This window comes from Shewanella sp. DC2-4 (genome assembly GCF_013248875.1).
GTDB classification, from domain to species: domain Bacteria; phylum Pseudomonadota; class Gammaproteobacteria; order Enterobacterales; family Shewanellaceae; genus Shewanella; species Shewanella oncorhynchi.
The window spans coordinates 4,371,662-4,394,958 of record NZ_JABRVR010000002.1; the positions used below are offsets into that span (position 1 = coordinate 4,371,662).

At 44.0% G+C, this 23,297-nt stretch carries 25 protein-coding genes; 3 read left to right on the forward strand and 22 right to left on the reverse strand.

What is annotated here, in order from left to right; all coding sequences use genetic code 11:
* The first annotated feature begins 36 nt into the window (after positions 1–36).
* The 3 genes from dusB (at position 37) to HQQ92_RS19815 (ending at position 4,655) form a co-directional block, all read left to right on the forward strand.
* Complete coding sequence (dusB, locus tag HQQ92_RS19805) at positions 37–1,005, forward strand: tRNA dihydrouridine synthase DusB (protein ID WP_105250428.1); 969 nt, start codon at positions 37–39, stop codon at positions 1,003–1,005.
* A gap of 16 nt (positions 1,006–1,021) precedes the next feature.
* On the forward strand, positions 1,022–1,327 hold the full coding sequence (fis, locus tag HQQ92_RS19810; protein WP_006083371.1) for a DNA-binding transcriptional regulator Fis: 306 nt from the start codon (positions 1,022–1,024) through the stop codon (positions 1,325–1,327).
* Positions 1,328–1,640: 313 nt separating this feature from the next.
* Complete coding sequence (locus HQQ92_RS19815; protein ID WP_173247905.1) at positions 1,641–4,655, forward strand: UvrD-helicase domain-containing protein; 3,015 nt, start codon at positions 1,641–1,643, stop codon at positions 4,653–4,655.
* A gap of 64 nt (positions 4,656–4,719) precedes the next feature.
* Here HQQ92_RS19815 and HQQ92_RS19820 read toward each other — a convergent pair whose 3' ends face one another.
* The 22 genes from HQQ92_RS19820 to flgE all read right to left on the reverse strand — a co-directional run bounded on the left by HQQ92_RS19820 (position 4,720) and on the right by flgE (position 23,297).
* A complete protein-coding gene (locus tag HQQ92_RS19820; RefSeq protein ID WP_113940804.1) occupies positions 4,720–5,007 on the reverse strand; it encodes a hypothetical protein in 288 nt (95 codons plus the stop codon).
* Positions 5,008–5,015: 8 nt separating this feature from the next.
* Positions 5,016–5,450 carry a pilus assembly protein PilZ gene (locus HQQ92_RS19825; RefSeq protein WP_113940805.1) on the reverse strand — a complete coding sequence of 145 codons (435 nt, stop codon included), beginning with the start codon at positions 5,448–5,450 and terminating at the stop codon, positions 5,016–5,018.
* A 34-nt stretch (positions 5,451–5,484) separates the two neighbouring features.
* Positions 5,485–6,405: a flagellar motor protein MotB gene (locus HQQ92_RS19830; RefSeq protein ID WP_173247908.1), complete on the reverse strand. Its 921-nt coding sequence runs from the start codon at positions 6,403–6,405 to the stop codon at positions 5,485–5,487.
* Positions 6,405–7,262, reverse strand: coding sequence for a flagellar motor stator protein MotA (gene motA, locus HQQ92_RS19835; protein WP_113940807.1), 858 nt, complete (start codon positions 7,260–7,262; stop codon positions 6,405–6,407). Before motA ends, HQQ92_RS19830 begins: the two co-directional genes overlap by 1 nt.
* Positions 7,263–7,285: 23 nt before the next feature.
* On the reverse strand, positions 7,286–8,002 hold the full coding sequence (locus HQQ92_RS19840; RefSeq protein WP_173247912.1) for an RNA polymerase sigma factor FliA: 717 nt from the start codon (positions 8,000–8,002) through the stop codon (positions 7,286–7,288).
* 11 nt (positions 8,003–8,013) lie between these two features.
* Complete coding sequence (gene fliL, locus HQQ92_RS19845; protein WP_131523400.1) at positions 8,014–8,481, reverse strand: flagellar basal body-associated protein FliL; 468 nt, start codon at positions 8,479–8,481, stop codon at positions 8,014–8,016.
* 16 nt (positions 8,482–8,497) lie between these two features.
* Complete coding sequence (locus tag HQQ92_RS19850) at positions 8,498–9,673, reverse strand: flagellar hook-length control protein FliK (protein WP_173247915.1); 1,176 nt, start codon at positions 9,671–9,673, stop codon at positions 8,498–8,500.
* On the reverse strand, positions 9,663–9,989 hold the full coding sequence (locus tag HQQ92_RS19855) for a hypothetical protein (RefSeq protein ID WP_113940811.1): 327 nt from the start codon (positions 9,987–9,989) through the stop codon (positions 9,663–9,665). The genes HQQ92_RS19850 and HQQ92_RS19855 overlap by 11 nt, the downstream gene beginning before the upstream one ends.
* On the reverse strand, positions 9,958–10,338 hold the full coding sequence (gene fliS, locus HQQ92_RS19860; RefSeq protein WP_113940812.1) for a flagellar export chaperone FliS: 381 nt from the start codon (positions 10,336–10,338) through the stop codon (positions 9,958–9,960). The genes HQQ92_RS19855 and fliS overlap by 32 nt, the downstream gene beginning before the upstream one ends.
* 13 nt (positions 10,339–10,351) lie before the next feature.
* Positions 10,352–11,698 (reverse strand): flagellar filament capping protein FliD, encoded by a 1,347-nt coding sequence (fliD, locus tag HQQ92_RS19865; protein ID WP_131523397.1) that lies wholly within the window; start codon positions 11,696–11,698, stop codon positions 10,352–10,354.
* A 302-nt stretch (positions 11,699–12,000) separates the two neighbouring features.
* Positions 12,001–12,819 (reverse strand): flagellin, encoded by an 819-nt coding sequence (locus HQQ92_RS19870; RefSeq protein WP_113940814.1) that lies wholly within the window; start codon positions 12,817–12,819, stop codon positions 12,001–12,003.
* Positions 12,820–13,039: 220 nt separating this feature from the next.
* On the reverse strand, positions 13,040–13,843 hold the full coding sequence (locus HQQ92_RS19875) for a flagellin (RefSeq protein WP_113940815.1): 804 nt from the start codon (positions 13,841–13,843) through the stop codon (positions 13,040–13,042).
* Positions 13,844–14,059: 216 nt separating this feature from the next.
* Positions 14,060–14,872, reverse strand: coding sequence for a flagellin (locus HQQ92_RS19880; RefSeq protein WP_006083386.1), 813 nt, complete (start codon positions 14,870–14,872; stop codon positions 14,060–14,062).
* A 144-nt stretch (positions 14,873–15,016) separates the two neighbouring features.
* On the reverse strand, positions 15,017–16,030 hold the full coding sequence (locus HQQ92_RS19885; protein ID WP_168825875.1) for a hypothetical protein: 1,014 nt from the start codon (positions 16,028–16,030) through the stop codon (positions 15,017–15,019).
* 12 nt (positions 16,031–16,042) lie between these two features.
* Positions 16,043–16,960: a flagellar hook-associated protein FlgL gene (flgL, locus tag HQQ92_RS19890; protein WP_173247918.1), complete on the reverse strand. Its 918-nt coding sequence runs from the start codon at positions 16,958–16,960 to the stop codon at positions 16,043–16,045.
* A gap of 11 nt (positions 16,961–16,971) precedes the next feature.
* Entirely contained in the window at positions 16,972–18,345 is a 1,374-nt protein-coding gene (flgK, locus tag HQQ92_RS19895; RefSeq protein ID WP_113940818.1) for a flagellar hook-associated protein FlgK, read from the reverse strand.
* Positions 18,342–18,749 carry a rod-binding protein gene (locus tag HQQ92_RS19900; RefSeq protein ID WP_113940819.1) on the reverse strand — a complete coding sequence of 136 codons (408 nt, stop codon included), beginning with the start codon at positions 18,747–18,749 and terminating at the stop codon, positions 18,342–18,344. The genes flgK and HQQ92_RS19900 overlap by 4 nt, the downstream gene beginning before the upstream one ends.
* Positions 18,749–19,861, reverse strand: a complete 1,113-nt coding sequence (locus HQQ92_RS19905) for a flagellar basal body P-ring protein FlgI (protein ID WP_113940820.1) — start codon at positions 19,859–19,861, stop codon at positions 18,749–18,751. Before HQQ92_RS19905 ends, HQQ92_RS19900 begins: the two co-directional genes overlap by 1 nt.
* 14 nt (positions 19,862–19,875) lie before the next feature.
* The gene (flgH, locus tag HQQ92_RS19910) at positions 19,876–20,538 is read right to left on the reverse strand and encodes a flagellar basal body L-ring protein FlgH (RefSeq protein ID WP_113940821.1); all 663 of its coding nucleotides are present in this window, start codon (positions 20,536–20,538) and stop codon (positions 19,876–19,878) included.
* A 10-nt stretch (positions 20,539–20,548) separates the two neighbouring features.
* Positions 20,549–21,334, reverse strand: coding sequence for a flagellar basal-body rod protein FlgG (gene flgG, locus HQQ92_RS19915; RefSeq protein WP_006083393.1), 786 nt, complete (start codon positions 21,332–21,334; stop codon positions 20,549–20,551).
* 11 nt (positions 21,335–21,345) lie between these two features.
* Positions 21,346–22,080 carry a flagellar basal body rod protein FlgF gene (locus HQQ92_RS19920; RefSeq protein ID WP_173247921.1) on the reverse strand — a complete coding sequence of 245 codons (735 nt, stop codon included), beginning with the start codon at positions 22,078–22,080 and terminating at the stop codon, positions 21,346–21,348.
* 14 nt (positions 22,081–22,094) lie between these two features.
* Positions 22,095–23,297: a flagellar hook protein FlgE gene (flgE, locus tag HQQ92_RS19925; RefSeq protein ID WP_113940823.1), complete on the reverse strand. Its 1,203-nt coding sequence runs from the start codon at positions 23,295–23,297 to the stop codon at positions 22,095–22,097.

Consider the following 23,297-nt stretch of genomic DNA (forward strand, 5'->3'; position numbering starts at 1 on the left):
ATAGCGCCCCTTTGAAGAGCTAAGGTGAAACATAAAATGCAGATTGGACCCTATCAACTGAACAATCAGCTGATCGTGGCACCAATGGCAGGTGTCACCGATCAAGCCTTCCGCAATCTTTGTCTTCGTTATGGCGCAGCCTTAGCGGTTTCCGAGATGCTTTCATCCAATCCCGAGGTTTGGGATACAGATAAAAGCCGCCAGCGCATGACGCATTCTGGCGAGGAAGGCATCCGCTCAGTGCAAATTGCAGGGGCTGATCCTGATTTAATGGCGCAAGCCGCCTTGTTCAATGTCGAACAAGGTGCTCACATCATTGATATCAACATGGGTTGCCCGGCGAAAAAAGTGAATAAAAAGCTGGCAGGCTCGGCGCTAATGCAAAATCCACCGCTGGTAAAAGAGATTTTACAAGCCGTGGTCGCCGCAGTGAACGTGCCTGTCACGTTAAAGATTCGCACCGGCTGGGAGCCAGAGCACAAGAATGGTGTTCAAATCGCCCAGATTGCAGAGGATTGTGGCATAGCCTCGCTCGCCGTTCACGGCCGCACGAGACAATGTATGTACAGAGGCAACGCCGAGTACGACACGATCAAAGCAATCAAACAGAATGTCTCGATTCCTGTTGTCGCCAATGGGGACATCGACAGTCCGGAGAAAGCCCGCTTTGTGCTGGAATACACCGGTGCCGATGCCTTGATGATAGGACGGGGTGCTCAAGGACGGCCTTGGATTTTCAGAGAAATCCAGCACTACTTGGAAACGGGTAATAAGCTAGCGCCCATTGAGGTTGCCGAACAGCGTCAAGTGATGCTGGAACACCTCACCAAACTGTATGACTTATATGGTGAATACAAGGGTATCCGCTTCGCCAGAAAACATATGGGATGGTACCTAGACCAAGAAGCTCAGCGCCAATTTAGGGCTGACTTTAATCGGCTGGAAACCGCTGCAGAACAGTATTCCCTCGTGGAATGTTATTTTGATGAATTAGTACAGAATTAATAAAGAGCAGAATAGAATGTTTGATCAGACAACTAACACAGAAGTTCACCAGCTTACCGTTGGCAAAATCGAAACCGCAAACGGCACTATCAAGCCCCAGTTATTACGTGACGCCGTCAAGCGTGCCGTAACTAACTTCTTCGCACAGTTGGACGGTCAGGAAGCACAAGAAGTTTATGAAATGGTGCTAAGCGAAGTTGAAGCGCCTCTGCTTGACATCATCATGCAACACACTCGTGGCAACCAAACCCGCGCAGCAAACATGCTAGGTATCAACCGTGGTACTCTGCGTAAAAAATTGAAAAAATACGGCATGAATTAATCCGCAAGGATTAAGCTGTTGTATTGAAAAAAAGAAAAGGCCTGAAGAGATTCAGGCTTTTTTGCTTTCTGATACACGCCTTTCTAATACATAGTTACACACAGTCAAAATCATGCTTGGTTTATCATTCATCTCACTTCAAACTAAGACCTAGTTAACGAATACCTAAGTTTTGCTCCATCTAGAGACCAAAATCAATAAATAATCCATACAGCCCATAGCACAACCTTAACACGAGCCATCGGGTTTTAAGTTATAATGCATTTATAAATCAGTCTGTTAATTCTAAAACTTTTTAGCCGTAGGTTTTACATTGTCATTGAATCACTCTGAACAAGATATCAAACACAGTTGGTTTGGCCGTTTCTTTATTGGCAAAGCTGATGCGGTAAAACTCACCACGAGTGGTATTAGCATTAATCGCACTAAAGGCGGCTTTTTTGCTCACTCTCGCAGCGCTAACAAAGTAGAAGCTGACGAATGTTTTACCTGGCAACAGCTCGATTCCCCACCATTTTTTACCTTAAGTCCACTAGGTTATCTACTCGGTTTCACGGTATTAGGCAAAGCCTATCAACTGCCGTTTCTCAGCTATTTTGCACAACATCAATTTAGCTATCAAATCGCACAGTATTGGGCAAATGCCAATGGGCCGCGCGTTGCTGAGTTAATGGCGAAAGTGGATAAGACACTGACACACACTTATTTACGTGAATCACGGGTGGAAATGATACAAGCCAGAGTCGCGCGCGAATATCAGCGTTGGTTCCCTTGGTGTGAAAACCTGCCATTGTCTGCACATTTACACACAGTGTTAGCGAGGCTTAAGCAAATCCACCGCTGGACTCGTGCCGATATAAAGCAACTGCGTGAAGATTATATTCAGTCGCAGCTCATTAAATTTGCTGACTATTTTGAGCATGTAGAATCTAATCCCTTAACCGAAAAACAGCGCCGAGCTTGTATTATCGATGATAACAATAACTTGTTATTAGCAGGCGCAGGCACGGGAAAGACCAGTGTGATGGTTGGTCGAGCAGGATATTTGCTTAAGAGTGGTCAAGCAAAAGCCGATGAAATATTGCTATTAGCCTATGGCCGTAAAGCGGCTGACGAGATGGATGAGCGGATTAAAAACAGGCTCGGTACGGATGATATCAAGGCGAGCACCTTCCACAGTTTAGGCTCAAAAATTATCGCCGACGTTGAGCGAGCAAAACCGAGTTTGTCCCCTTTAGCGGAGGATGACAAAGCCAAAGAGCTGTGGGTGCACAATACCCTTGAGACTTTGATTGAAAATGAGGCTTACCGTAAACAGCTTTTCGAGTACTTCAGTCGTTTCTATTATGTTGAAAAAAGCCCATTCGAGTTCGATATGGAAGGCGAGTATTTTCAATACTTGAATGATAACGATATTCGCAGTCTTAAAGGTGAGCGAGTCAAAAGCTTTGGTGAGCTCTACATTGCTAACTGGCTATTTAGCAATGGCATCGAATATGTCTATGAAGCTAAGTATGAGCATGATGTGCGCAGTATTGATTTTCGTCAGTATCAACCCGATTTCTATCTGCCTGAATACCAAATTTATCTTGAATACTATGGTATTGATGAACACCAGCATACCGCTCCTTATATCGATAACCAGAAATACTTGGAATCGATGGCATGGAAACGCCAGCTACATCAACAGCATGGCACTAAGTGTGTTGAGCTATTTTATTACCAACATAAAAAAGGGTTGTTAATCAGTAAGCTTGAGCAAGCTTTACAGGTCTTTAAAGTACAATATGCGCCCTTACCCGATGAAGCCATACTAGCAACCCTACATGAACTTGGCCGCGTGACCGAATTAGCAAAAATGTTTAGTCAGCTGATAGGGCTGTATAAAGCGGCTTGCCTTGATGAACATGGGCTTGAGGGTGTATTTGCTCGCGCCGCCGATGCTCAGCAGACCCGCAAGGCATTCGAACTGCTTGAGCCCATAATCACGCGCTATGAGCAGCATTTAACGATAAATGGCGACATTGATTTTGAGGACATGATTGGCAAAGCGCTGACGTATCTGCAACGCGGGCAATTTATTAGCCCGTGGCGTTTCATTATGGTGGATGAGTTCCAAGATATTTCAGAACCACGTGCCCGCTTAGTGCGTGCCTTGAGGGATTCCTGTGCGCCCCATTCTAAAGCGTTGGCGTCTTTATTTTGTGTCGGGGATGACTGGCAGGCAATTTATCGTTTTAGCGGTGCAGATGTAAGTTTAACCACGCAATTTAGCCAATATTTTGGCCCAACAGCCCAAAGCTACTTGGATCTGACTTTTAGGTTTAACAGTAGTATTGAGCAAGTTGCCACTCAGTTTGTCACCCAGAATCCCACGCAATTGAGGAAGGACATTCGCTCCCTCATGCAGGTCGCCTACCCTGCAGTCTCAATATTACGCCGCGGAGAAAACGAGCAGTCAAACCTAAATGAACCAAGCCCAAATGCACTGGAACAAGCATTAACGGCCATTAGTGCAAGGATAAGCGCTAGAAGTGACAAACTTAACAGCGTAGCAAGCGTCTATTTACTGGCACGTTTTTGGTTTCAGCTACCCGATAAAACCCAAGTAAACCAACTCAAGGCTAAGTACCCTAACTTGAAAATTGAATGCCAATCTTTTCATGCTTCTAAAGGGAAAGAAGCCGATTATGTGGTGATCATGGGGATGAAGACGGGAATGCATGGCTTCCCTTCAATGAAAGTCACTCCTCCGATACTAGATGCATTTTTACCAAAAACGGAAGCGTTTGAATTTGCAGAAGAACGTCGACTGTTTTATGTCGCGTTAACGCGGGCAAAACACCGCGCCTATGTGATTGCCGATATGACAGACGTGAGCCCATTCGTCACCGAACTGCTTACAAAAGGCTACGCAATTGAACAAGATGAGTTCAGCACCTCTTTAGTACAAAGGTTATTTGAAGACATAAAATGCGTGCGTTGTAGCACGGGAAAGCTTAAGCCTAGAACGGGAAAATTTAAATCGTTTTATTCCTGTTCACATTTTCCCCTTTGCGATCACAAGGAAGAAGGTTGTGAGCTCTGTGATAGCCCAATGACCCGCACACGCTTTGCTGGCTTTAAGGTATGTTTGAATGAGAACTGTGGTCATATAGCACCACTTTGTAGCCTCTGTGGTGGCGATATGCTGTTAAAGGATGGGCGATTCGGCCCCTTTTGGGCTTGTCGCAATTACCGCGGGCAAAACCTACCCAGCTGCATGAATATTCTAAACAAGGCCAAGTTATCGCTCCCAAGCGAGCGACCCAAAAAGCATGTGAGCTAGATGCAAAAATGCTCAACAAAAGCCTATAACAATGAGTCGCAACTCATTTTTATAGGCAGGGGATTTAGAGTAAAAAGAAGAAATAAACAACGAGGAAAAAGGAGCTGAGTGCGCCAATAACCACTGGGTAAATAAGATAAGCATCTTGCGCTCTGGCAGCACGAATAAAACATAAATGAGCCAGAAAATAATTATAGATAAAAATCATAATTGAAATCATAACACCATGGCTAAAGCGTAATGTATTCATATTGAGTGCAACAATAATAAGCAATAGCCAATTCAGCAGAATAAGATACAGAAAGACCTTCTGTAATTTATCCGAGCCGTTTCGATGAAAAGATGCAGCCATTGCATATCCTATATTTTCGCCCGTAGTCTAATTGCATCAATCAAGTTCTGGACTTCAGCTTTATCACGATAAATCCAGCGAGCGCCTAAGAACTTCAATCGACCTTTAATCGTGTGTTCTCGAGTTACCTCACATAAAACTCGTGTTTGCTCAAGTTCAATATAGAATCTCCTCCCTACTGGCAATGGTTCATTGCACAAAATCCCAACACCGCCAATGCTAATATCTTTTATATTTGCAGTTCCAATCGGCGTAATAACAAACCAGCGAGTTGTTGATAAATTCACTGTCAGGCCATCACATGCAAATGCGAGTGGCGCTCTTTTATTTCGTCTCAGGCTAAATCTTTGATGAGTTCGACGATTATCAAATTCAATAATCTGATACTCAGGGGTCGCTTCAACTTCATCCTCAGAATGTACAAACTCTTCATACAGATTCATAGTCATCCCTAACAAATGAGAGCAGGTATTAACACTAGCGAGTGTTTGCTTGGCGCTTAATTTCGTTGATTGTAACGCCACTTGGGACTGTATCGATCGGAGCGCCAATCATGCCTCTTAATAACTGTTCAGCAGAGGAGGTTAAAATAAGCGCCTCAATCCGACGATTAGCCGCAGCAGCAGTATCCGAAGTGATGTAAGGAACCTGATCAGCCATACCCGTCACCTGAATAACCTGATCGCGTTTAACACCGCCACGCTCAAGCACTCTTCGTGCTAATAGTGCTCTTTCACTCGATAATTCCCAATTGGTAAATAAACTGCCCGCATAAGGTGTTGAATCCGTATGACCAGAAATAACCATGCTATTAGTTATATTTTTTAAAATAGGCCCTAAAGATAAAAGTAATTCTTCAAAATAGGGCTGCATCTGTGCACTGCCCCGCGTAAACATAAATTGATTCACATTATCGTGAATTAAGATGCGTATGCCTTGAGGCACAATTGTCACAGAAATGTTCTCAGCCATGCTCGAGCTTTGCACGACTCGATTCAATTCTCTGGCGAGCACAGTTAATTGCGCCTGAGTATCAAATTGCCCGGGGATGAGCGCACCCTCCTCTAATCCTTCTGACTCCGAACCTCTAGGCATAGAATTGGAAGGTATGATTAGAGGAGCAATAGACATATTTCCTTCTAAATCAATAATCGAAGATGACTGACTTAGCTCAAATGGATTCATTGGACCAGTGGGATTCATATCTCCACGTAAATACTGCACTATCATGGTTCGCTCTTTTTGATCTGCGATTTGCATGATCCACAGCACCATAAAGAGCGCCATCATGGCAAGCGTGAAATCGGCAAAAGCGACTTTCCACGCACCACCATGCCCATGATTACGCTTTCCTCGCTTTCGCCGTTTGATAATAATCGGCTCATTTTTATGGAGCATTAGCTTCTCTGCCCTTCCATCCAACGTTCTAACTCGATAAATGAAGGACGATTTTCACTTTGTATTTGTTTCCGTCCCGCATCAATAGCCATCATTGGTGGTTTACCTTTTGAAAAGGTCACTAAAATAGCGGCTATGCACCGAAGCTGTGCCGATTTGCGATCAACTAGATGTTCTAATGCCTTTGACATTGGGTCGAAGAAACAATAACACGCGAAAATACCAATAAATGTACCGACTAATGCCGCGGCAACTTTGACACCAATCATAGTAATTGGGCCATCAATATTAGACATAGTAATGATAATACCGAGTACAGCAGCTAAAATACCAAAGCCAGGCATAGCCTCTCCCACCTTACTAAAAGCTTCCGATGGCCGTAATCTGTCCTCTTCTATACGATGAATTTCTTCTTCTAGGATATGCTCTAAGTCATGGGGAGATATTTTCCCAATAGACTGCACTCGTAAGTTATCAATTAAAAACTGTAAAACATTTGGGTGATTGAGCACGGCTGGGTACATTAGAAAAATAGAGCTCTGATGAGGATTTTCTAAATGTTCATCGAGCACTTTTAAGCCTTGAGATTGGATCTGAGCCATTAAAGTGCCCATCAAAGGAAATAACTGAGGATATAATTCAGGATCTTCTTTGCCCTTATTAAATAATTCTTTTAACTGCTCAAGCATTTCTTTTAATACTGATTGCGGGTTAGCAATAATAAGAGCCCCTACTCCGGCCCCCATAATGATTAAAATTTCAGCAGGCTGCCACAATGCAGACAAAGCTCCACCAGCCCAAACATATCCGCCAAACACAGAAGCTAAAATGATTAACAGCCCAACTAGTTTACTCATTACGATCTTCTCACTTTTAAACTTTAGCGCTGCAATATTGTTTTTAACTGTGAAATAGCTGATTTATGCAGCTGGCAAATACGCGTTTCAGTCAATCCCAATGCCATAGCTATCTCTTTTAAATTCAGCTCATGATGATAGTAAAGCGACAGAATTAGCTGTTCTCTTTCATTTAATTTTGAAATAACTTTAATCAAAGTTTGCTTCAGCATTAACCGCTCAACATCATTACTTCTGTCTACTGGATGATCACCGCCCAATAACAACTCATCTAAGCTTTTCATCGACTCTGCTTGCGTCGAGTATAAACGTTCCCGATAATCCTCCGCGCTCAGCCCAAGCTCACTGGCCACTTCAAGATCGCTTGGTTCACGTCCCATCTCTCGACTCAAACGTCTAACTACATCATTAAGCTCATGGGCCTGCTGTCTAACAGGTCTAGGACGCCAATCCTGCCGCCTCAACTCGTCGAGTATGGCACCGCGAATACGTTGCCCAGCGAAGGAAATAAATCCATTATCCAGCTCGCCAGGATACCGACGTGATGACTCAAGCAAGGCCATCATGCCAATTTGCTCCATATCCTCGAGTGATAACATCACGCCGCAGTGACTGCGCATTTGCGAGACTATACGTTTGATTAATGGCAAGTATTGTCGAATAATCTGTTGTTCAGATTGACGCTCTTCGACTGGATAATCACAGGTTTGTTGATATGCGAGTTGGCCCGCTGCTGTCATGATAAGGCCTCTTACTGGATCACCATGCGAGTAAAGAGTACTTCATCAATATCTGAAGGTAATTGGTTATCTGACAGCACTTTAACCATCAATATCAACGCCTCTGATTGTAAACTGTCAAGCTGATCTAAGTGGTTCAACTGCTCAAATGTTTTACGTGAGAACATCTTCATCATAGCATTTCGTATAAGTGGATCTGACTCCAGCAATACCGTTTTCATATTGGGATTACGGCTTTTTAATGACATTTCAAGCAGCATGTAATGGGGATATTTATCCCCTGGAATCGATATTACAAACTTTTCTAATGGATAAAACTTTGCCACAGGTACAGGTTCGACTTCGGGTTCCGATGCAAAAAGCTCTGCTAGCTTCCAATCTCCACTACTTGTTCCAATCCAAAATGCACCTGCGGTCGAACTAATGAGCACAAGTAACGCTAAAATAATCTTTACTAAACGAGATTTTAAAATTGCCATTAAACGACTCCGGCACTTAAGCCAATAAATCTAATTGAGATTTCTCTCTCGTCATCACATCGGCTACATTGTCCGTTGCAGTTTCAGCCGCTATCGACGAGGAGAATAATGCAGTTTCCTGCTGGTGCTGTTGCGATTCACCTTGACCAATATCAACATCAATTTGACCGCCATGATCCATTGCTAAATCCACTCTCAAGCGTTCTAAACCATTGAGCAATGCATCTCGAATTGCCGGATTTACTGCATGCATTTGCACCTGTAAACGATCGCCCTCTAAACGAATATTGAGCTCAATCTTGCCCAGCTCTGGCGGATCTAACCTTAATTCGGCTTTCTTAATATATTGATCGACTTGGAAACGAAGATGCTCTCTTAAGGGAGTAAGGATCTCCTGAGAGTGCTGCGCTAAAGAAGCCATGGGAGTGAGGGATACAGGGCCCCATTGAGTAGCACTTGCAGCCTGCGTACCCGCAACCTGCTGAGATCCTATCGCATTAATATCTTTAACTTCATGCCCCCTAAGTTCTGCCAACACACGCTGAAACACTGACGAGTCAGATTTCAAATGCTCAAAATCCCCAGAGAAAGTTGCCAGCGTTGAATCCTGCGTAAATACGCCGCTCATTTTCAAGGATTCGCCACTCATACCCGCAGGCTGAGTACGACTTCCTGCAAGAGCCATAGATGAGGTCATCCCTGAGCTAAATAGGATTCCTCTTTGATCTGTGACTGAGAGCCCAATTAAAGACGCAGGAGTTCGACCTATCGGATCCGCTTTAACAGTTTCCGCAGGAAAAATCACAGGAACAAACGGCGCGACAGCAGTCGGTGAAACGAGACTAGCCTGAGGCGTGGCGGCTAAGCCATCTTGAATAATAGGCGCTGAGTTGATCTCAGTATTTAACAGTGGCTGAGACAATACTGGTACAACAGGAACAAAAGATACTGAGTCAGATAAATTGCTATTAAAATATTGATTTGAAAGAGTATCAACATCTCTTTCTAAAGTATGTTCGGCATTCTGAGTCCACAGAGCTCCCTCTAACGGGAGAGGTGCTGCAGACAATCCGACTGGCAACCCCAACAAGGTAAATGACTCTGATTTATCTTGATCAACTGCACTTGCCACTTTAGTCGTCAAGCTGGTATTTGTGCCAACAGGACGAGTTGAAAGAAGATCAGAGATCATCCAAAGCTCCACTTACTTGTGTTAATTGATAGGCGGCTAAACCTGGTTGTTGCGCCTTAAAGCGGCCCATTTCAGCAGCTAATTCATCACGAGCCAAGATCAACTCTTGTAGCACTTGGGAATGAACCCGCTTTAATTCTGCACGTGCTAATTTCTGCTCAATATCATGAGCCTCACCAGCCTGTTGCAGTGCTTTGATCAAAGCGATGTTCACTTTTCGGACGCTTTCCCAATCCTGAGCATCTGCATATTGGCGTAAAGCATTCGCAAAACGCGCCCACTGCTTAATTGAGATTTGTCCATCCTTCTCTGACATTCGTAATCACCTGAGTCACTGGAACTAGCGCTTCAGCACTGTTTTCGACACTGGCGCTGACAAGCTGACGGCTACAAAAGTCATAGAGACGATGTAAGCTCACGGCAACCTCACCACCATTTTCAAGGTCAAGCATAGAGTCCAAGCCATGCACGATATTAAGGCACTTATGGATACTCATTCCTTTCGCCTCAAACCTTTGGTATTCCATATGGCCAGCGGTCCGCTCTAGTTCTTCCAATAAACCATCAAGTAACATACGCACCATGTCATGGGTTGTTGCTGCCGCTACTTGTGCATCTAAAGCGGTTTGCTTGTAGGCATTAAATGGATCGTACTCATTTAACATTTTTTACTGCTTCCTATGAAAACAACTGACTTGCGGAATTAAACTGATTAATGGTGGATTCCATTGCCGTAAACTGGGTTAAATAAATCTGATACTTTTGATTCATTTGATAATCATGGCGCGCCATACTGTCATTCACACTTTTAATCTGCTTATTTAGCGCTTCCTGCTTTTGATCGATATAGCCATTGAACTGTGTAAAAGGTTTTAGGGTCTTTTCTATGCTTTTGATATAACTGTCAGGACCAGTAAACATGGCTTGTACTTTTTCTGGATCACTTTTAAAGCTATCGGTCAGCTTAGCATCATCAATTTTTAGTTTTCCGTCTCGTCCAATCTCAATTCCGATATCAGACAAACGCATGCCATTAGCAGCCGTTGCAAATACAGAATCACGTAATTTAGACTGGAGAAGGCGAATAGAGGTATCCCCCTTCAACACACCAATTTGCGCTTCACTCACTGCAGTGCTTTTGTCTTCCTTATCTTTATCGGAAGAGCCAGAGTCAGAGGTTTTAACGCCCATAGAACGAGTTAATTGATTAATTTGCGTCATTAAAGAATTAAATGAATCGACAAAATCCTTAACCGCTTTCTTATTCGCTTCAAAATCGTCAGTGACTTTAATCATGCTGCTTTCACCAGCCGCATGCACCTTGACTAATTCGAGGCTGACACCATCAACAACATTTTCTAGATAGTTACTACTGCTGGTAATACTGATACCGTTTAATGTAAGTTCCGCATCTTGTGCTGCACGACGTTCTGTCATGCCCCAATCGGCACCGTTAAACTCAACCTTCACTTGATTCGCGACACCCGATTCCTTTGAAGACAGCATAAATTCGATTTGGTTACCTGTGCGCACTAATGACGCTTGTACACCAGGATTACCCACTTGTTTATTGATCACATCGCGTAACTGAGACACAGAAATAGCCGCACCGCCATTAACCGTTGCCAAATCAATTTCCATGCGCTTAGTCGGATCACTACCGACTTGAATACTGATAATGCCCGACGTTGGCAACAATTCACTTTCAGAGGAATAGGCTTTAGTCAGTTGATGCGCTTGCGCAAGTTTATGCACGCTCAAATCATAGTTGCCCTTTGGAGCATCAGATTTAACTGTCGCGGTCGCATTCTCGCCCGTAACCGTAGCAATTTTGCCTTTAGCTGCATCGCCACCCATTTCACTCAGCTTAGTGGCCATCTTCTTCATATTATTTTCGAGCAATGTATAGGCATCTAACTGTGTTTTGCTGGCAGTTAGCTTGCCTTTGTAAAGCGTATCTTTACCTGCGCGGTCTGCGCCAATCAGTTGCTGAGCAAATTGTGCTGCATTCATACCTGAAATCATGACTACCTCCACTCGTTCTAGAGCAAAACGCATGCCAAAAACAAGTTACTGTTTTTAAAGAAAATTAAATAATTAACTGGCCCAAACACAGCTAAATACTTCCGCATGAACACTTAAACAGGAAAACCATCTTCCACTTTGTGTTATCGAAAATTACCCACTAAAACATGAACCTTATAGGTTTCAATCTCGGGTTTAGCGACTACCGACCAATACATAAACCGTGGCTAAAATAAAAATGCCAGTCAGCGCAACTAACTGGCATTTTAGCCGTGACCAATGACATCACTTGCCCAATAGCATTAACGCAATAGACCCATGACTAAACCCGTGTTCTGGTTAGCTGAAGACAGTACCGTTGTACCCGCCTGAACTAATAATTGATTACGTGTCATATTGGCAGATTCAACCGCGAAATCGGCATCCATAATACGGCCGGCAGCGGCTTTAGTATTTTCAGTTACGCTGGCAAGGTTAGCCGCAGTATGGCCAAGACGGTTAATGTTGGCACCTAAGGTTGAACGTTCTGTCCCCACTTTAGCCAAGAAGGTATCAACAGCCCCGATAGCCGTATTGGCGGCTGCAGAAGTCAACAAATCACCAGTAACTGTCTTATCAATAGCACCTAAGGTAACTGACATTTGCTCTGCTCCATCCGAGCCAATCTGAAAGGTCACACCTTTGACGAGTACACCATCAGTAGCATCTTTAAATAAGTTATTACCCGCATAGGTTGTATTTTCTACAATCCGGGTAATTTCTGCATTTAATTGCTTAAATTCATCATCCAACGCTTTTAAATCTGCTGTAGAGTTAACGCCGTTTGATGCTTGAGTCGCCAATTCTTTCTGGCGGTTAGCAATAGTCGTTAATTCTTCTAACGCACCATCTGCGGTTTGCAGCATAGAGGTCGCATCAGAAATATTGCGTGAAGCCGTTTCCATGCCCTTTACGTTAGCGCTCATGCGGTTAGCAATTTGCAAACCCGCTGCATCATCAGATGCGCTATTGATACGTAAACCCGTCGACAGACGCTCCATAGCATTAGTTAATAGATTATTACTTTTATTAACAGCACCTTGTGCAACAATTGACGCGTAATTAGTGTGAACACCTAACATATCAGCTCTCCTAGAAAAAACAGTTATCTTGGCTATGCCTGAATCCCGGTATAGCTCCATAACTAAGTAAGGCGACAGCAACAGCGCAAAACTAAAACTTATTTAAAAATAGATGGGAGCACCTCTATAAAAACAGACTTAAATGGCATCCACAAAACGCCATAAAAAATGCCAGCAAGCTAAGCTTACTGGCACTTAAAACTAACTCAACTCGGCGTAATTAACGCAGTAGCCCCATCACTAAACCTGTATTTTGGTTAGCAGAAGACAGTACCGTTGTACCCGCTTGAACTAATAATTGATTGCGGGTCATATTGGCAGATTCAACCGCGAAATCGGCATCCATAATACGTCCAGCGGCAGCTTTGGTATTTTCAGTCACACTGGCAAGGTTAGCTGCAGTATGTCCAAGACGGTTAATGTTGGCGCCTAGTGTAGAACGTTCTGTACCGACTGCTGCGATAAAAGTATCAACAAGGGCAATTGCCGCATTCGCGCCAGTAGTTAAATCACCAGCAGCCAGCGCAGCATCATCTATGGCTGTTGTTGTAACAACCAATTTTTCACCCGTTCCGGCACCAATTTGGAAGGTAACACCAGCCTCCAACTTGGTGAATAAGTTATTACCGGCATAAGTTGTATTATCGAGAATACGGGTAATTTCGGTGTTTAATTGAGTAAACTCATCATTCAGAGCCGTTAAATCATCAGCAGAGTTCACACCGTTTGCCGCTTGAGTGGCGAGTTCTTTCTGGCGATTAGCAATGGTCGTTAATTCTTCTAACGCACCATCAGCGGTTTGTAGCATAGAGGTCGCATCAGAAATATTACGTGAAGCGGTTTCCATACCTTTAACGTTAGCGCTCATGCGGTTAGCAATTTGCAAACCAGCAGCATCATCAGATGCGCTATTGATACGTAAACCTGTCGATAAACGCTCCATTGCATTAGTCAATAGGTTATTGCTTTTGTTAACAGCACCTTGAGCAACAATTGAAGCGTAATTAGTGTGAACACCTAACATATGTAGTTCTCCATTAAATAACGAGCATTTGGGTTAGACCTGAGTTCAGGCATAACTAACTAAAGCGACTACACAAGCCCACAACTAAAATCGATATTTAAAAAATAGAGTGTATAGCACTGTAAAAACTAGACTGAAATGGCATGCACACCATAAAAAAATGCCAGCAAGCTAAGCTTACTGGCATTAAAACTAACACTGACTAATTGAATAACATTAGCGCAGTAACCCCATCACTAAACCCGTATTTTGGTTAGCTGAAGACAGTACCGTTGTACCTGCTTGAACTAATAATTGATTGCGGGTCATATTGGCAGATTCAACCGCAAAGTCGGCATCCATAATACGCCCTGCAGCGGCTTTAGTGTTTTCGGTAACGCTCGCTAAGTTAGCGGCAGTATGGCCAAGACGGTTAATGTTGGCACCTAAGGTAGAACGCTCAGTACCCACAGCGGCTAAGAAGGTATCCACAAGGGCAATCGCAGCATTGGCGGTACCACCTGTTAAAGTACCTGCGACAGTTTTAGGAATTGCGCCTAATTTAACATCCATTGTCTCCGTTGTTCCGGCGCCAATTTGAAATTTCACACCAGTACCTGAGGTCAATACACCAGTATCGAATAATTTATTACCAGCATAAGTGGTATTTTCTACAATACGCGTTATTTCGGCGTTCAATTGCGTGAACTCATCATTTAATGCCGTTAAATCAGCCGCAGAGTTAACGCCGTTAGAGGCTTGAGTAGCCAATTCTTTCTGGCGATTAGCAATGGTCGTTAATTCTTCTAACGCACCATCAGCGGTTTGTAGCATAGAGGTCGCATCAGAAATATTGCGTGAAGCCGTTTCCATACCTTTTACGTTAGCGCTCATGCGGTTAGCAATTTGCAGACCAGCAGCATCATCAGATGCACTATTAATACGTAAACCAGTCGACAAACGCTCCATAGCATTAGTTAAAAGGTTATTGCTTTTATTTACAGCACCCTGCGCAACGATTGAAGCGTAATTAGTATGAACACCTAACATAGTAGTTCTCCAGAAAATAACGATTGTTTTGGTTAGGCCTGAATCCAGGCATAACTCATTAAGGCGACATGAAAAGCTCTTCACTGAAGCCAAATAGCTTATTTTCAAAAATTAAATAATCACACTTAGGGTTCGCTTCAAAAATTAGAGCAGCAGAGCACTAACCTGTTCGCGGTTCGTATTTCCCTGCGCCATCAAAGATGTCACTTGATAGGCAAAAGGATAGGGTTGCATAAATTTATGCAAATGTTGGAGTTCAAATTTGGGCTGACTAGATGCGGTCAATTGCTTAACCTTCACCAGTAGTAAACGGTGGGATGCTTTAATATCATCAATTTGCACTGTGACTTTTTTATCTACCTTTGACACTTTAGCCAATGTCATTTTTAACTTTTCAGTATCCGTAAAATTCCATTCACGGGGATCCTGCCAACTAAATTTCTCTTCTAATGGTATATTCCTCGGCTCACCCGCTGGCAATCTTTGCCCTTCGCCCACCATTAAAATCCCCCCATTGAGCTTCATCCAAGTCTCATGCTGTGCAGTAAACACTGTGTCATTGGTCGATAAGCGGTCAATACTTATCCCTATCGAAGCTAAAACAGGCTCTATGATATCTTGTAGCTCTAAGCGATTTTTATTGGCAGGCAAAAGCAAATGCAATGTTTGCTTCTCAGTAAAAAGCGTAATCCGCTCATCGCGGTTCTTAGGTGATGTGAGATCGACTCGTCGGAACCTAAAAAAATGTAATGCCGCAGGCTGGGATGCTGAAATCAAATTCAAGTGATGATCGAGTAAACGCTTTCCTTGGTAATAAGGCCTAATCTCGATTAATTGTCTTCGACACTCCTCCGCTTTATGTAATGCATCTTCAACAACTGTGTTTTTACTGAACAAGCAGGTTTGTAGCTGTTTGTTCAGTTGACCTAGGATACTCTTGGCAGAAATCAAGCTCTGTAACACCACTTGCGATGCACTAATATTATGTTGCTCTTGAGTCACCTTAGCCCAACGTCCATAGGCTTCCAATCTATGCTTAGGTATGGGCCTCGCTTTCGGTGCACTGCGGGGCACACCTGATATCGGAGCAACATAATGAGACGTTACCGTCTGACTTTGGCGTAACTGACTAAGTGACTCACCTATCCCTTTGATCATTTAACTCATTACCTACATATGATTGAAAAGGGACAGCTGGCTTATCTGTACAAAAGTTTGCTGGGTAATTTTTAATGCGGTTAATTTGACATTGAACTCGGCAGTGGCAGCGGCATAATCGAGCTCCTGCGTTTCACCTATCACTTGTTTACTAAACAACACCATTTCTTCATGGGAGCTTTTAACTAACGCGAGATTATTTTGCTTGCCACCGAAATCGGTAATAGCAGCACCTATGCTATCTAAGGTTTCACTTAACGCTGTTTGTATTCCACTCGCGGCCGCACTAAAAGCAGGATCGCTTGGTGATAAGCTTGGATCATTTAATACGTTAATGTAGTCCATTGCTTGATTCAAAATATCTTGACCAGCATTGGAGAACAAGACTTTTTCGGCGGTGATATTAGCCGTAGTCCATGAAGAGCTAGATGTTTGTACCGTTCTCTCGCTAGCATCACCTTGGTAGACGTATCGCCCAGCAGTATCCTTAACTACCGCAGCTTTCTCAATCGCGTTACCCGAGAACAGGTAATTACCCGACTCATCAGTGGCGTTAATATTATCCACTAACCCCTTTAAGAGTTCTTCCATTTCAGAAGCATAGGATGCTCTATCCTCTTTCGAGAGATTCGAGCTATTAGTCGCAATACTGATTTCTTTCATCCGCTGCTGCGTCTCAACCATGCTGGATAAATATGTTTCAGCACGGCTCATATTGGTACTTAAGGAATCGATATTTTTAACATATTGCTGTACTAGTGCTAAATCACGTTGGTTATCCATTACCCGAACAACACCAATAGGATCATCCGAAGGCGATAGTATTGAAACACCTTTAGAGAGCATTTGATTCAAACGTGCCACATCATAGGTCGTGTTCTGCAAACTGTTTAAATTGTTAGTGTATAAATTTTGCATTGTTACACGCATGAATAAAGTCCTTAAAAGCTACTAAGCATAGTTTGAAACAGTTGATCTGCGGTGGAAATCACCTTCGCATTCGCCATATATGACTGCTGATAGATGATCAAATTAATCCCTTCTTCATCGGGATTTACACCACTGGTACTCGCCCATTGGGACTGCGCATCTTTTTGCAAATCTACACTGGTTTTAGCAAATGAAATCGCTTGGCGAGAAGCAGAACCTAACTGGCCAACCTTACTGGAAAAGGATTCCGCTAAGCTTGTATTACTGCCAAGGCTAGTAAAACTCAGCTCTTTATTCGCTAGCTGTACTAAAGCTTTTAAATTTGCGTTATCGCCTTGGGTGCCATCTTTACCAAAGGCAAGTTTATCAGGCGTAAAACCGGCCGTTAGAGATAAGCTTCCTCCTGGGTTATTAGCTTGATAAGTAAATAAATCCTGTGACGGTGTCGCACCATTTAAGTCAGTGCCAGAAGCAAGAATAGAATTAAACTCTGTCGCTAACATGACCGCTAATTCATCTATGTACTGTTGCGAATCTGCGAGCTGCACATCACGGTACGTAAGCAAGGCACCTAAACTGCCACCAGCGGTTTCATCAACATTAAACTGGCTAGCACCAAATTGGATAGTCACCAAATCGTTCTTAGGATTGGTGGGATCGGGATTACTCGTTAACTTAGCGGCAGTATTTCCCGTCAATAGCGGCTCACCTCGGGCCAGCGAGATATTGACCATGCCTTGGCTATCTTCAACAACCCGAATATCTAAAATCGCCGCTAAGTCATCAATTGCAGCATCTCGACTATCTTGCAGTGCAGGGGGAATCGTTCCTGTTACACTCGCTGCCTGAATGTCGCGGTTGAAACTGGCAATAATATTAAGTTGTGAGTTGATCTCTTTAACGGATGAACCAAGCTGTCCATTGATCTGATTACGTTGCGAATCAATATTGTCGTTGATTGCATTCACTCTTTGGGCAACGGCCTTAGCCTCATTAAGTACACCTTGTCGATAGGCAATGAGATTAGGTTGTTCCATAGATGAATTAAGGGCGGCGAATAATTGATCTAGGCCTTTTGAGATATTATTCCCTTCGGCACCAAATACTTGTTCAGCCTGACGCAAATAACTACTTTGCACTTTAGAAAAACCAACAGCACTCGTTGTTTGCCATAACTGCGCGACTTCGTATTGATCAGAGATCCGTCTAACACCATCAACAAACACGCCCGCGCCGGAGCCATAAGCACCGCCACCAACCGAACTTAACATCACCTGCTGACGTGAATAGCCTGCAACCATAGCATTAGCAACGTTATTTGAGGTTGCATTCAATGCGGCCATGCTTGCCAATAAGCCAGACTTACCAATGTTCAACATGCTCATTTAAAATCCTTCACAACGGGCCGCATAATAAGTGCAGGCTGCATCGCTGTTGTTGTCATCTGTTGAGGATCAAAGGCGACCGGATCTTTCTCAGACTGAAATGAACGTGATAGCTGCTTAGTCATCACGTCAGCCAAGCCCATACCATTGACTTGGCTTAAACGACTGGCCAATTCCGCATCATGTAAATCTTGATAAAGGCCATTATTGCTTTTGGAGGTTAAAGGATTATCTTCATCGGCCATAGCGTCGGTGGCTGAGCGCATTTGCTTAAGTACCGTTTGCAGGAACTGCGCCTCAAATTGTTGACTGACTAATTTAAGTGCACCTTGCTCGCCATTCGCCTTAATCAAATCATCAGCATTCAGCTTATTTAAGTAACCGCCCGTATTTTCAACTTTCATTAAATTACCACCAAATCAGCTTCTAAAGAGCCCGCTTCCGCCAAAGCTTCTAAAATTGCCATCAAGTCCATTGGTGTCGCACCTAAGCTATTTACGGCACGCACGATTTCTTCAATTGCCGTGCCCTCGGGCCAAACAAACATACGTTTGTTACCTTGCTCGACTAATACTTGGCTATCATTAGTCACCACGGTTTCCCCTGCGGCATTACCAAGATAAGCGCCATTAGGCTGGCTCACGTTTTCCCGTTCAACAATAGTCACTGTCAGATTGCCATGGCTCACAGCGGCTTTACGAACCACAACATCTCCCCCTAATACCACAGTGCCAGTACGACTATTAAACACGATTCGAGGTGAACGTCGGCCTTGGTCAATCTTGAGTTCTTCAAGCATTGACATAAAAGTCACACGCTCTCGATTCGACTTAGGCGCGTGTATCAGAACCTTGGCATGATCTTGCGCACGTGCAACATCGGGTCCAAATAGTTCATTCACAGCCCGTTCGATATTTCGGGCGGTTTTAAAGTTAGGATCCTTAAGGTTTAATATGATGTCTTCATTATCACTAAAGTTACTTTTGATTGGTGCCTCAAGTAAGGCACCATTGGGGATAGTGCCAACAGTTGGCACATTCACAGTCACAGATGATCCATTACGACCGGCGGCAGAAATACCGCCAACCACTAAGTTGCCCTGCGCTACCGCGTAAACCTCACCATCGACAGCCCTAAGAGGCGTCATTAATAAGGTTCCGCCCTGAAGACTTTTTGCATCACCAAGGGATGAAACCGTCACATCTAAGGATTGTCCTGGGCTCGCCAGAGAAGTAATAGTCGCATGCACAGCAACAGCGGCGACGTTCTTTAACTTAGGATCGGTTTTATCATCAATCTGTACACCAAACTGTTTAAGCATATTGACGACAGATTGACTGGTAAATTTAACTTGAGAGCGGTCACCCGTTCCATTTAATCCGACGACTAAGCCATAACCCACGAGTTGGTTATCACGCAGACCTTGCACATCGACAATATCCATCAAGTAGCGGCTTTGCTCTTCCGCTTGCAGTGTACCAGTAGCCAAAAGTAACAATAATAAACAACGTAGCATCAAAATATCCTTTGCTAGAGCGGGAACCATGGACTATTGAAATAGCGAGAAGCCCATCCCATAGCATTACTGTCGGCAATGGCACCTTGACCACCATAGATAATTCGGGCATCGGCAATACGTTGCGACGATATCGTATTGTCATTACCTATATCATCAGCACGTATAATGCCAAGTAAGCGTAAATACTCATCGCCCTGATTCAATCGCAGCCATTTTTCACCACGTATCAACAAGGTACCATTAGGTAAAACCTTAGAAACAGTTACAGTGATTGAACCTGATAACTGGTTTTGCTGTGTACTTGAGCCTGCACCATTAAACCCTCTCGAAAAAGAGGTTTTACCGTCAGCATTGGCCGTTTTATCACCAATATTGCCCGCAAGCCCCATACCCATATCTTGTTCTTTGTTGGTCTTGGTATCCGCTTTCTTACTCGAATAGGTTTTTTCATCTAACGCGACGGTTAAAATATCGCCCTCACGGAAAGCACGTTTATCCTTAAAAAGCGTCAACATAAAACCGGGACGATAAAGACTGCCATCCTTTGCATCTGGCAGGCTGTAGTCAATCTCAGGCGGTGCCCACTCTTTAGTGCCAGGTTTAGTCTCCTTATCTGGAATATGCGACATACAACCCGATAACAGTGCAAACCATAAAAACCATAACCAACGCATGATTGCCTCTCTAAACCGATTGATTGAGGAACTTGAGCATATCGTCTGAGGCTGACACAACTTTGGCATTCATCTCATATGCTCTCTGCGTGGAAATCATTTCGACCATTTCTTCCACCACGTTGACGTTTGCGCCCTCTAGCGCACCCTGTCTTAAAGCACCTAAAGCTTGATCACCCGCCACACCTTCAACCGCCACACCCGATGCCGCCGTTTCACGGTAAAGGTTGTCACCTCGAGCTTCTAACCCTGCTGGATTAGTAAAGTTAACAAGCGTGATTTGACCTAAATCTTGAGGTTCAGCTTCACCCGCCATTTTCGCTGTGACTACACCATCGTTAGCAATGGTAACGGTTAGCGCATCTTCAGGGATCACGATATTGGGCACTAAAGGTAAACCTTGTGACGTGACCATCATGCCTTCGCTGCTGCGATAAAACTGACCGTCACGGGTATAAGCAAGATCGCCATTTGGCTCTTCTACTTGGAAAAAACCATGACCTTCGATCGCTAGATCCAACTGCTGACTGGTATTTTGCATATCCCCAGTAGTGAATATTTTTTGAGTACCAACGACTCTCGTTCCTGCACCTAATTGCAGACCCGATGGCAGATTATTCAGTGCATCAACCTGTCCACCTGGCTGACGTTGAACCTGATAAAACAGATCATTAAACGCAACACGGTCACGCTTAAAACCTGTGGTATTCACGTTTGCCAAGTTGTTGGCAATCGCAGTCATTTTCGTATCTTGTGCTGTTAGGCCGGTTTTACTTACCCATAACGCTGATTGCATACCAATAATCCTTAAACATTGCCCAGCAGACGATTACCAGCCTCGGCCAGCTTTTCTGCACTTTTCATTAACTTAACTTGAATCTCAAATTGACGACTCAAATCCATAGATGCAATAAGCTCTGACACGGCCTGCACGTTACTCGACTCAAGGAAGCCACTATCCACTAACACACCTTCATCTTGTGGCACTGCTTGGCCATCACGACGATAGAGCAACCCATCTTGCCCCTTTTGCATTAAGGCAAAGTCAGGATTCACTAGCTTTAATCGGCCCACCTCCTCAATGATCCCGCCTTCAGAGGGTAAAACACTGACGGTGCCGTCTTCACCCACAAAGACATCTTTATGCTCAGGCAGCGCTATCAGCCCATCAACGCCTAATACAGGTCGGCCATCGATAGTCAGTTGCCCCTCGGCATTGGTCTCAATTGCACCTGAACGGGTGTATGCTTCAACACCGTCAACAGCCACACTGAACAAGCCACGATCGCGGATCGCTAAATCCAATGAACGGCCCGTAGGATTGATCACCCCACTTTGCTGGCTAAAACCACTACTCTCAGTCTGTGCCATAACCCTTGTGTTCAAACTATTACCTTGAACAGCTAAAGGCACGGCATTAACGCGCTCAAGGTCGGCTTTAAATCCTGCAGTTTCAGCGTTAGCCAAGTTATTCGCGCGAATACTTTGCGCCTCAAGAATACGAACTGCACCACTGGCGGCGGTATAAAGCATCTTCTCCATGTCAGTGTCTCTTCTTAAATGGCATTAAGTAATGCTTGTTGCATAGTCGAGTTCACATCGAGAACTTTGGCGTTAGATTGATAATTACGTTGTGCCGACATGAGGTTAACCATTTCAGCGGTCGTATCCACATTCGAGCCCTCTAAATACCCCCCCGTAACAGTGCCCATAGTGCCTGTAGATGGCGCCCCCATAATCGCTTGCCCAGCGGTATTTGTAGCCACCCAAGCATTGTTACTCACGGCAGATAAACCATTGGGATTACTAAAGTTTGCGAGGACGACCTGACCCTGTAATTGATCTTGGCCGTTAGTATAAGTGCCATACAACATGCCATTGTCATCCAGACGCACACCTTTCAATTCACCCGAGGTGTAACCGTCTTGAGATAAGCTGGAGTTGTTATATTTGGCGGCATACTGAGTGCTTTTATCAAAATTGATATCAAATTTAAGCGGTGATGCCCCATTACCCAATGTAAGGTCGAAGGTATCCTTTGTCGTAGTTGGATCTAAAATGCCTTTTGAATCAAATTTTAATGTTGTTTGGTCTGGCAGAAGAGTCCCATCCAGAGTGTAATTAACCGTCCACTCATTCGGCGCTGTTTTTACATAATACTGAGTCACCACATGCTCAGTACCCAAAGAGTCGTAGACACTGGTGGTACCAATAGAGTGATAACTATCAATATTTTTAGGATCAAATGGCACGGCTGGGACCGCTGGAGGAATAACATCGACTCTCGCATCGAGATTTGAAACCATGCTGACATTCGTTGTGGCTTTGGCCGCTAAAGAAGCCGTTTGTACCTGTAAATCACCTGCATTGCCAGTTTGCAATCTTCCCGTCGCATTCACAGAATATCCCTGTAAACGATTACCGACTGGATCGGTTATAAAGCCTTGATTGTCCTTATGGAACATCCCTGCTCTAGCATACATGGCACCGCCATCATTCCCCTTGAGAACAAAAAAGCCTTCGCCTTGGATCCCCATATCAAGCTGACGACCGGTATAAGTTAAGCTGCCACCTTTAGAGAAGTTTTGGCTCGTTGACATCACGCCAACGCCACCCGCCTGACCACCATTATAAATGGATGCAAATTCACTACGGCCACCGCGAAACCCACTCGTCGATGCGTTAGCAATGTTATTACTGATAGTGTTGAGATCTTGAGTCGTCGCCTGTAAACCACTTAAAGCTATGTTAAATGACAT

Bases quoted from the DNA above. Each gene is read 5' to 3' on its own strand.
- dusB (WP_105250428.1), top strand. From the start codon at position 37: ATGCAGATTGGACCCTATCAACTGAACAATCAGCTGATCGTGGCACCA.
- fis (WP_006083371.1), top strand. From the start codon at position 1,022: ATGTTTGATCAGACAACTAACACAGAAGTTCACCAGCTTACCGTTGGC.
- HQQ92_RS19820 (WP_113940804.1), bottom strand. From the start codon at position 5,007: ATGGCTGCATCTTTTCATCGAAACGGCTCGGATAAATTACAGAAGGTC.
- HQQ92_RS19825 (WP_113940805.1), bottom strand. From the start codon at position 5,450: ATGAATCTGTATGAAGAGTTTGTACATTCTGAGGATGAAGTTGAAGCG.
- HQQ92_RS19830 (WP_173247908.1), bottom strand. From the start codon at position 6,405: ATGCTCCATAAAAATGAGCCGATTATTATCAAACGGCGAAAGCGAGGA.
- motA (WP_113940807.1), bottom strand. From the start codon at position 7,262: ATGAGTAAACTAGTTGGGCTGTTAATCATTTTAGCTTCTGTGTTTGGC.
- HQQ92_RS19840 (WP_173247912.1), bottom strand. From the start codon at position 8,002: ATGACAGCAGCGGGCCAACTCGCATATCAACAAACCTGTGATTATCCA.
- fliL (WP_131523400.1), bottom strand. From the start codon at position 8,481: ATGGCAATTTTAAAATCTCGTTTAGTAAAGATTATTTTAGCGTTACTT.
- HQQ92_RS19850 (WP_173247915.1), bottom strand. From the start codon at position 9,673: ATGATCTCTGATCTTCTTTCAACTCGTCCTGTTGGCACAAATACCAGC.
- HQQ92_RS19855 (WP_113940811.1), bottom strand. From the start codon at position 9,989: ATGTCAGAGAAGGATGGACAAATCTCAATTAAGCAGTGGGCGCGTTTT.
- fliS (WP_113940812.1), bottom strand. From the start codon at position 10,338: ATGTTAAATGAGTACGATCCATTTAATGCCTACAAGCAAACCGCTTTA.
- fliD (WP_131523397.1), bottom strand. From the start codon at position 11,698: ATGATTTCAGGTATGAATGCAGCACAATTTGCTCAGCAACTGATTGGC.
- HQQ92_RS19870 (WP_113940814.1), bottom strand. From the start codon at position 12,819: ATGTTAGGTGTTCACACTAATTACGCGTCAATTGTTGCACAAGGTGCT.
- HQQ92_RS19875 (WP_113940815.1), bottom strand. From the start codon at position 13,843: ATGTTAGGTGTTCACACTAATTACGCTTCAATTGTTGCTCAAGGTGCT.
- HQQ92_RS19880 (WP_006083386.1), bottom strand. From the start codon at position 14,872: ATGTTAGGTGTTCATACTAATTACGCTTCAATCGTTGCGCAGGGTGCT.
- HQQ92_RS19885 (WP_168825875.1), bottom strand. From the start codon at position 16,030: ATGATCAAAGGGATAGGTGAGTCACTTAGTCAGTTACGCCAAAGTCAG.
- flgL (WP_173247918.1), bottom strand. From the start codon at position 16,960: ATGCGTGTAACAATGCAAAATTTATACACTAACAATTTAAACAGTTTG.
- flgK (WP_113940818.1), bottom strand. From the start codon at position 18,345: ATGAGCATGTTGAACATTGGTAAGTCTGGCTTATTGGCAAGCATGGCC.
- HQQ92_RS19900 (WP_113940819.1), bottom strand. From the start codon at position 18,749: ATGAAAGTTGAAAATACGGGCGGTTACTTAAATAAGCTGAATGCTGAT.
- HQQ92_RS19905 (WP_113940820.1), bottom strand. From the start codon at position 19,861: ATGCTACGTTGTTTATTATTGTTACTTTTGGCTACTGGTACACTGCAA.
- flgH (WP_113940821.1), bottom strand. From the start codon at position 20,538: ATGCGTTGGTTATGGTTTTTATGGTTTGCACTGTTATCGGGTTGTATG.
- flgG (WP_006083393.1), bottom strand. From the start codon at position 21,334: ATGCAATCAGCGTTATGGGTAAGTAAAACCGGCCTAACAGCACAAGAT.
- HQQ92_RS19920 (WP_173247921.1), bottom strand. From the start codon at position 22,080: ATGGAGAAGATGCTTTATACCGCCGCCAGTGGTGCAGTTCGTATTCTT.
- flgE (WP_113940823.1), bottom strand. From the start codon at position 23,297: ATGTCATTTAACATAGCTTTAAGTGGTTTACAGGCGACGACTCAAGAT.